The sequence below is a fragment of the Caldisphaera sp. genome (assembly GCF_046536515.1).
Classification (GTDB): Archaea; Thermoproteota; Thermoprotei_A; order Sulfolobales; family Acidilobaceae; genus Caldisphaera.
Genome location: NZ_JAWDMQ010000054.1, coordinates 1 through 8,310, shown reverse-complemented (window position 1 = coordinate 8,310; position 8,310 = coordinate 1). Strand labels below are relative to the sequence as shown.

Here is an 8,310-nt window from a genome sequence, read left to right as displayed (position 1 = left end):
CTTCCCTTATTTTATATGAGGTGAAAAACATTGGATAAGTAGATTCTGTTATTTCTATTGGGGTATTCATTGTATTCGTCATATTAGTATGCACACCAGAAACACCATCTCCGTTTGGTCTGTAACATTTTTACGTAATTACTAGTTATTTTTAATTACTTCTAATCCCTTAATGCTATTAAGTAAGCCGAGGCTGTATGCCTATCAAAACCCTTCTCCCTCACTACCTTTTCATGCTCTTCCGAGTTGGTAGTACCCTTTGGATTAACTAGAATAACGTTAAAACCCAACCTTAAAGATTTAATAACACCGTGGATTAGCAAATGCTTCTTAGCAAAACGCGTTATCTTCCTATTACCGCTTTTACTCGTGGTGAACTTCCTCCTCTTAACTAGAAATAAATCCTCTAAAGCTACATAATCAACGCCAACCTTTGATAGGAAACTAAGGGCTTGTAAAAGAGCGTTTAACCTCAAAGCCATAGCTTTTAGAAAAACCGTGGGAAACAACTTCAGAATACCACCAAGTTTTCAAAGTAATAATTTTACCCTCCTTGTTAATTACAACAGCGTTCAACCTATCACTATTCAAATCAAAACCAGCAAACAAACCATAGCCATTAGGTTTTGGTGAAGAGAAGTACTTTAAGTACAACCAGAGTGGGATTTGAAGGTGAATCATTGGTTTTTCCTTTAAGGAAATTACTGCACCATAACCCTCCACCTTTCTTTTAGATAACTCTTCTAACTCATGAAGTAGTGGTAAGTACTCCCTGCCAAAATAAGCTCTCCCATAAATCCACTTACCCCAAGGGTCTTTAACCTTAATTAACACGTGGTCTTCTAAAACGTGAAATTTTATCCCCCTATTGCCTTTATCGCTTTTATTCCCCCTACAAGCGATCCACTTCTTTCTAATCTCAATCTTACTCCCTTTATTCTCAACCAATGCTAAGGCTTGTTTATAAGCAGTTTCAGCATAAAAGGAGTAAGGAATGATCTTATACAACTCCTTAACAGCATCGTTTAGGGAAACTCCTTATAGGTTAATTCCAGCCTTTACACCCTTTGAGTAATAATAAGCAATTCTAGTTACCTTATCTAACTCATCAAACTCTATTTTCCGTGTAACAAATTGGAAGTTATCAATTGCTTCCTTAGAGCCCATAAGCTTATTCCTCATCATCTGGTAGGATAACAACTACAATCTCCTCTCTGTCTAATAAGCCCTTAATCTTCTCATGAACGCTCTTTGGAACATATATTGCGTATTTTGGGTCTCCATATTTGTCATGAGCCATTGATGATATTTTTGAGTGAAATGTAACTTGAACCATATGATATTAATTACAGAAAAATTTATAAACTTTTCCGTTGTCATTAAATCGGAAGGTGCCACAATGAAGTCAATGAGCAGTCGAGAGGTGGAGGAAGGCACCCAATGAAACTTCCCACGTCGTGGCTGGGAGTCCATACTCCCTAACCTAGGCGTGGGGAGGAGAAGAAGAGTGATGAGGCCTTGTGATTAATAGTCATTAAAAGTAACTATTAATCACAATGAAGGCCGAACTCTAGCACCGCTTCCCCCTCCTATGGTTTCATAATATGCCCATGGCTTACCATTATTATCGTAGCTTCCTAGCATGACATTCCTGACCTCCTCCCAGCCCTGAAGGGCGAGAGTTCCCTGAGGTCTTAAGGGTTACACCCCTTTTACGGGTGCTACTCTGTTATGTTCTACAATAAAAGATAAGGGTTTCTTTATTGATGATAAGACTTTACCTGTTGCTTTCTTTAATATGTTTAAAGCCCCATTTAAATCAGAATGAAGTTTATGTTTTAATGGACAATTAATGACTCCTCTAGGATTTCTTTTAACTTCTACATTATGATAAGCACAGTATCTGGACGTATTATATTCTATAACTTCATATACTTTAATGCCATATTCTTGTGCTTTAAGTTCTATTGCATCAATTAATTTATGGTAAGACCACATGTTTACCGTAAATTTGTTTCCCTTTTCCTGAGCAATGTTAAATGGGTAACCTAAGTAAATGGTTGAAACACCTTTTTCCCATAGTTCCTTTATTAAATGGGAAGCAAAGTTCCTATATAAATGCAAAAGTCTTCTCATTAATTTCTTAAAAAGTCTTTTCTTTTCTCTTTTTAATTCTTCATAAGCTTCATACTCATTAATGTTTTTAGCTTTATCCGATAAAGATTGAACTTCAGAAATCTTTTTCTGAAAATAAAAATAATCTTCTTTTGTCCTTATACCTTTATAAACAAGCCATGTACCATCATCTATTAAAACGCTAGCCAAATTATTTATACCTAAATCAATTGAAGATAATTTATTTCCTTTAGTCTCATTAATTTTTATTAAGTTTATTTCTCCCCTTATAATATATTTACTTTTTTTACCTTTTTTAGTTATTTCAACACCTACTTCAACAGGTATTGAGGCATACCATGCATTTTCAGTCTCATCATAGTATATTTCCAGCCTACCTTGCTTACCGTACCACCTTAACCTACCAGCAAAATTGATTTCCATTTTGAAATCTTTTAGAATAATTTTATGATTAACTCCATCTATTTCATATCTATCTTGTCTAATAACAAGTAAAAGCCTTCTCCTTCTAGTATCTTTATCAATCCAATATCCTGGTGGTTTTATATGCTTCATACGATTTTGTAGTTTTCCTTTTTTCTTTATTAAAGAAAAGAAAGATGACCAAGCTTCATTATTCTTCTGCATAACTGCTTGAGCGTTAACTCCTAAATACTTTTTATATTTTTCATAAAATTTATTCCATGTTTCTTTAAAATCTATTTTTCTTTCTTTAAAATATTGTTGCCTTCTTTCATAATTAAGCTCATTAAAGAGTTTAGCAGAAAGATTTGATAATTTTCTAAGTTTCCTTTCCTGAAAACCGTTTGGTAGTAAACGAACCACATTACTCCTCATGTTATTAAACTTTACTTCGTAGATGCCTTCATCTGGTATTGTGGGAGTAAGAGTCGGCTCCCACTCCTCATCCTTTAATAGTTGACCAGATAAAGGCATCTAATATCACAATCTTTTTAATGCTTTCAACATTTAAAAACTTTATCACCTTAAAAGAAGAGGTTTGTTAAAAAAATATTAAGAAAACGTAAATATTAGTGATTTTACTTAATTATATTGTAGGTAATTAGTATGAGTGAAAATGTAAGCATTAAAATTGAAAAGGATTATCCTCTAGTTTGGATTATTATTAATAGAGAAAAATATGCAAATGCTTTAGGAAGTAAAGATATGTTTGATTTAAAAGATGCTATTGAGAATTCATGTGAAGATGAAAATGTAAAATCAGTTGCTATAATGGGAGCAGGGGAAAAGTACTTCACTTCAGGTGTTGATTTAAATGAAATTTCAAATTTAGAAGATGTAGAAAAATCTTGGAATTATCTATATAAAGGATTAGGTGGAGTCATCAAAGCTATTTTAGATTGTAGAGTACCTGTTATTGCAGCCATTAATGGATATGCTATTGGAGCAGGATTCGATTTAATATATGCTGCTGACATGGCCTATGCAGTAAAATCTGCTAAATTGGGCGTTACAGCTGTTAAATGGGGTTTAATACCACCAATAACTTCTACAGTTGGTTTTATGATGGCCAATTCTAAAGCTGTATCATATTTAGGTTTAACAGGAGAATTGATAACGGCTGAGGAAGCAATTAAATATGGTTTCATTAATGATGTTGTGGAAAACATTGAATCTTTAAAGTCAAAGGTTAAAGATATAGCTATTAAAATAAGCAAGAACGATAGTTTAGCTGTAGAACAAATTAAATCATTAATATCATCTGCTAAATTCAATCCCTACATTTATGCCGGTTCTTCTACAATTGCAGCTTTTGCGGCAAGAAAGGAGACAAGAGATAAAATTAAATCTTCGTTTAAAAAATAGATTATAAAAATTTAATTAAACACTAATTATTTATGTTTTTAAAATTAATAATTTTAATTATAAAATAATACTGCATCAAAAATACTGTTTTTGCCCTTTTAATTACAATGAAACAGGAAATGCGCCTGCTATACTTAACAATTTGCTGTCATTATTGTAACCCCCTATTAATTGCACCCCAACAGGTAAATTTTCTATTTTTAATGCCGGTATAGAAATTGTTGGAGCATCAGCATAAGAAGAATATACTGTATAATATGTTAAAATAGTTCTTATTATTCCGTCCTCCTTTCCCGAAACTTCATCAATAGTTGGCGCAGGTATAGGAGTTGTTGGAGTTAATAGAACATCAAATTCTTTGGAAATTTTGTTTAATTCCAGCTTAACTTCATTTTTATGAGTTAATGCTTCTAAATAATCAACAGCCTTATATTCTAATCCTTTTTCGAGCAATCTTCTTACATCGGGAAAATATTGATCCCATTTATCTTTATTATTTATATGAACTGATGTAGCCTCAGAATACCTTATTATAGGATAATTTTTCCAAACATATTTTTGAGCTATAGGCATATCAACAAAACTGTAATCATAACCTAATTTTGCTACATAATCTAAAAATTTATTCTCAACTTTATCTACCAGTTCTTCATTATAACCCCTTAATTCTGATGGTAATTCGTACCATTTTGGAATTCCAATTCTTATTTTATTAATTTTTAAATTTTTATATAAACCAAATCTTGTTGATACATCTATTATTTGCTTAAAGTCTTTAGAAAAGAAACCTAAAGTATCAAAAGATTTAGCTAAAGGAAATACACCATTAATGTTAATCTTCCCATAAGTAGTTTTAAATCCATAAACTCCGCATAAAGATGCTGGAATCCTAATAGATCCTGCAGTATCTGTACCTATAGATATTGGCACTATTGAAGCAGATACAGCTGCAGCAGAACCTCCACTGCTTCCACCAGATATTCTACTTAAATCATGAGGATTTTTGGTTGGTCCAAATATAGTAGAGGTTGTTGTTACACCAGATGCAAATTCATGTGTATTGGTTTTGCCAACAACAACATATCCAAATTTTTTAATTTTTTTGATTATAAATGCGTCTTGCTTAGGAATAAAATTTTGGTAAAGCATTGAGCCCATTGTAGTTCTAATACCTTTAGTAAATATTATATCTTTAATGCCTATCGGTATCGGTTCTATACCTTTCTTAATAATTTCTTCGGCCTCATTTATGGCATTTTTATTAAAAGTTACAAACGCATTAATTTTTTTATTAAGTTCTTGAATATCTTTGGAAAAAACTTTTTCAACCAAATTTATACTTCCCAATTACCACACCTTTTAATAAAATAAAAAAATAAAATTTTATAAACTTAACACCAAATTGTATTAATAAGATGTGTTTATTATTTATACCACCAGAAATACCAACTATCTCCTGCACCATTAAATGATGGATTTTCTTCCCACGCTAATATATTTCCTTGATATGCTTGCATGTATGGCTTTATAGCCCAATAAGCGTTTTGTTGTATAGTATATACATACATGTAAAGATTTATTGCCATCTGTTCAGCTTGTTTATAAAGACTTATTGCTTGTGTTACATTGCCGGCTAAATCAGCCTCATCTGCTTCCTGTAATACATTATTCATTTCCTGAAATTCTTGAGCTTCCTGCCAAATCATAGCACCAACATTGGTATTTCCTGTTTTATTGAAATATGCTGATAAATTATTTAGATAAGTTATATTCCATCCGTCTGGTGATGGATAAGCTCCACTAGCTAAATATATTGAATCTGCAGCAAAACTTGCTGTGGGATATCCTGAGATCCATCCTAAGTAATATAAGGCCATTGGGTTTTCACCTGGTATCATATAGCTTATTATTGTTGAGAATGGTTCATATAATGGCTGTGCATTTATATTTGGATCTATTTCGTTTAATGCCTGTGCCCACATTTCTGCAGCTGTAAAATCAACAGTATCACCGCTTGATACTATTATTGGGAAGTTAACTGTTATATTATAGAAACCTGATTCTTCCATTAATTGCTTAGCATAAGTTAAATTATATGTTGGGCAACCTGTTAAGTTTGATTCGGGAATATAAATATTTAGTCCTTTAACTATTGCTCCACAATACAGGCTTCCAAAGTCAAAATGATACTTTGCATTACCTACTATGTCATTTATGTATTCTGAATAATTAAAAGCATATGCAAAAGCTTTTCTAACCAATGGGTTTGCAAAATAATATGATGGTATACTATACGATGGATTTATTTGTTTTAATAATTGAGTGTTCGTATTTAAAGTAAACACGAAGAAGAATTCAGCTGTTGTTGGGAACGTATAAAGGTTTGCTTGACCATTGCTTTCCATATTCTCTAATAAAGGTATATAATTACTAGGTAACCCTACTACTATATCAGCCTGCCCTGATGAGAACATTTCATAAGCGGTGTCTGGATCTTTAACCCAGTATATTATAACGGTATCGTTTGGCTTTGGTATATCAGACACGTTTGATGGCCAATATGGATTTGGTTTTAATACAACGCTTTGACCAGGCGTATAGGAAGCTATCATGTATGGGCCTGTTGACATAGGATTATTCTGAACTTGTAAATTGTAGTTACCTGCATTGCAAGTTTGTTCATAAGAATAGAATGATTCTGCTAATTGGGTTAGATTATTGCTATATAGACCGGTTAAATTGATACCGTCACCAACACTTTCCAGCCATTTTGCATCTAAAACTGCTCCACCGCCTAAGGTGTGAGACAATGCCATGAAGAAAAGTGTAGGTGAAACAGGCTCAATCAAATGGAATGTAACAGTATTTGTTGCGTTATCATAAGTTACCGCACTTATAATTTCTTCTGCAGCTAAAGTATCGTTAGGTGCCTTGACAACAGAGGTATATGGAATATAATTTGGTATTAAATATTGAGTTATTAGCCATCCACCTGTTGATGGTATACCTCCAGCACAAAGCATGCCCCTAGTTATGCTATACCATACGTCATAAGCCGTTATAGGATCTCCATTTGCTGCTTTTAAATTAGGTCTTATTTTAAATGTATAAACAGTATAGTTAGGAGAAATACCTCCATAAACGTCTCTTTGAGACCAATTACCTACTGTAGGTATGTATTCTGCTGCCATTGGCAGGAAGCTGGTAGTGCTAGATCCTTTATAAATAACTAATGTTGAAAATACGTTTGCAATAACTTCCCAACCAACTGTTTCCCAATCTACATCAGGATCTTAGCGCCTTCCTGCAATCAATGGAACATCTGATGACTACTCTGTCTTAACCTAGCCTTTTGAGCCTCAAATTTCAGTTCAAAATATGAACGTAAAACAGTTTTTAATAACCTGCCGACTATCCTTCAATCATGATCTCCAATCCTTTCGAGAACACCTACTTTCTCTACTTGGTCTTCCTGGCCCTTATCTTAACCCTTAGCTCTTACAGGAGCCTTTACGGGAGGAAGTACAGACCGTTTAGGGTTTTCTTCAGACCGGCGATTTATCTCTTGCTGAGATTAGGTCTGTTGTCTCAGGACTTCACGGACCCCCTGTTTATCACCTCTCTCCTTGGCTTCCTTGCTGGAGCCCTAATGGGAGTCAAGCTGGGATCAGGAGTATCGTTTTACTATTCTGGAGGAGATCTCTACTACAAGAGATCTGTATGGATTTACCTGCTTTGGTTGGTCTCCTTCTTACTGAGGGCATACCTCAAGGTGGATTCCCCTACGTCATTCACTGTGCTCACGCCCCTTAACAAACTTCTGATGTTCTCAAGCGGCCTCCTTTTGGGCGAGTCGTATCACTTGGTCACCAAGGCCAGACTAATCAGGAGGGACGGAGTTCTGTGACCGTCTCCACTCTTTCCTCCCTCGCTTCATTTCCCCTCACAGCTGAGAGTATTAATGCGATGAAGAGTATCGCAAAACAGACCAATAGGGCTGACCTTATTCCTTCAAGGAAACTCGTTGCAACCCCTCCCAACAGATCAGTGGTTCCCAAGAATACCTCAAATGCAACGTACCTAGGGACTCGGGGATATGTTTTTAATGTGTAGGGACGCACAATCTATATACTTTGGCCCTGATTTAGGCTTCCCTACGCGATTCCTATATTACACTTGTTAGTTGGGGTAGAGGCGTACCTCATGTTTCAGTGACGCATACCCTTTTAGTAGCTATCTCAATTTTAAGTTTTTAAATTTAAAAAAATCTATTCTCATCCAGCCTTAAAGGGCGAGGCTTTCAGTTGTAAAAATAGAGTGGAAATAAAATTGAATTTAATAAGCTAT

General features: G+C 34.3%; 6 protein-coding genes and 3 pseudogenes. 2 read left to right on the top strand and 7 right to left on the bottom strand.

Annotated elements, in window-relative coordinates; translation table 11 throughout:
* The 4 genes and pseudogenes from RXO53_RS06950 to RXO53_RS06935 form a co-directional block, all read right to left on the bottom strand.
* Nucleotides 1-121, bottom strand: a pseudogene (locus tag RXO53_RS06950) (hydantoinase B/oxoprolinase family protein); the annotation flags it as partial.
* 40 nt (nt 122-161) lie between these two features.
* Nucleotides 162-1,185 (bottom strand): annotated as a pseudogene (locus RXO53_RS06945) (hypothetical protein).
* A complete protein-coding gene (locus RXO53_RS06940; RefSeq protein ID WP_410713507.1) occupies nt 1,172-1,336 on the bottom strand; it encodes a hypothetical protein in 165 nt (54 codons plus the stop codon). The pseudogene RXO53_RS06945 and the gene RXO53_RS06940 overlap by 14 nt, the downstream one beginning before the upstream one ends.
* A 365-nt stretch (nt 1,337-1,701) precedes the next feature.
* A complete protein-coding gene (locus RXO53_RS06935) occupies nt 1,702-3,072 on the bottom strand; it encodes an RNA-guided endonuclease InsQ/TnpB family protein (protein ID WP_410713506.1) in 1,371 nt (456 codons plus the stop codon).
* A 132-nt stretch (nt 3,073-3,204) separates the two neighbouring features.
* Here RXO53_RS06935 and RXO53_RS06930 point away from each other — a divergent pair, with 132 nt between their 5' ends.
* Entirely contained in the window at nt 3,205-3,963 is a 759-nt protein-coding gene (locus RXO53_RS06930; RefSeq protein ID WP_410713505.1) for an enoyl-CoA hydratase/isomerase family protein, read from the top strand.
* 102 nt (nt 3,964-4,065) lie between these two features.
* Here RXO53_RS06930 and RXO53_RS06925 read toward each other — a convergent pair whose 3' ends face one another.
* Together RXO53_RS06925 and RXO53_RS06920 are read right to left on the bottom strand one after the other, a co-directional pair.
* Nucleotides 4,066-5,310, bottom strand: coding sequence for an amidase (locus RXO53_RS06925; protein ID WP_410713504.1), 1,245 nt, complete (start codon nt 5,308-5,310; stop codon nt 4,066-4,068).
* A 77-nt stretch (nt 5,311-5,387) separates the two neighbouring features.
* A complete protein-coding gene (locus tag RXO53_RS06920) occupies nt 5,388-7,154 on the bottom strand; it encodes an ABC transporter substrate-binding protein (RefSeq protein ID WP_410713503.1) in 1,767 nt (588 codons plus the stop codon).
* 233 nt (nt 7,155-7,387) lie between these two features.
* Between RXO53_RS06920 and RXO53_RS06915 the strand changes: the two genes are divergently transcribed.
* Nucleotides 7,388-7,870 (top strand): hypothetical protein, encoded by a 483-nt coding sequence (locus RXO53_RS06915; protein ID WP_410713502.1) that lies wholly within the window; start codon nt 7,388-7,390, stop codon nt 7,868-7,870.
* Here RXO53_RS06915 and RXO53_RS06910 read toward each other — a convergent pair.
* Nucleotides 7,848-8,051 (bottom strand): annotated as a pseudogene (locus tag RXO53_RS06910) (MFS transporter); the annotation flags it as partial. The gene RXO53_RS06915 and the pseudogene RXO53_RS06910 sit on opposite strands and share 23 nt — an antisense overlap.
* Between the last annotated feature and the right edge of the window lie 259 nt (nt 8,052-8,310).